Origin of the sequence: Paractinoplanes deccanensis (genome assembly GCF_016862115.1) — a bacterium.
GTDB classification, from domain to species: domain Bacteria; phylum Actinomycetota; class Actinomycetes; order Mycobacteriales; family Micromonosporaceae; genus Actinoplanes; species Actinoplanes deccanensis.
Map to the genome: position 1 here is coordinate 1 of NZ_BOMI01000257.1, position 582 is coordinate 582.

General features: G+C 70.4%; 1 pseudogene. It reads left to right on the top strand.

From position 1 onward, the window contains the following. A pseudogene (locus tag Ade02nite_RS48900) lies at positions 1-582 on the top strand (thiamine pyrophosphate-binding protein); the annotation flags it as partial.

Genomic DNA, 582 nt, shown 5'->3' on the forward strand with positions numbered 1-582 from the left:
TTGGTCGCGGCGAACAAGGCGGCGTTTCAGGCGGGCTGGAACTTCGGGGAGACCACCGAGGACTTTGCGGTGCGTTACGAGGTGAAGCCGGCCCGGATGCGCCCGGGCACGTACCGCAACATCACCGGTAACCAGGCGCTGGCGTTGGGGCTGGTCGCGGCGGCGGTGCGGTCCAAGCTGCCGCTGTTCCTGGGCGCTTATCCGATCACGCCGGCCTCGGACATCCTGCACGAGCTGTCGAAACACAAGAGGTTCGGGGTCACGACGATGCAGGCCGAGGATGAGATCGCCGCGGTGGGCGCGGCGCTGGGCGCCTCGTACGGTGGTGCGCTGGGGGTCACCACCACCTCGGGGCCGGGGGTGGCGCTCAAGGGTGAGACGATCTCGCTGGCGATCGCGTTGGAGCTGCCGCTGGTCGTCGTGGACGTGCAGCGCGCGGGCCCGTCGACGGGGATGCCGACCAAGACCGAGCAGGCCGACCTGAACATGGCCCTGTTCGGCCGGCACGGCGAGGCGCCGCTCGCGGTGATCGCGCCGAAGTCGCCGTCGGACTGCTTCCACGCCGCGATCGAAGCCGCCCGG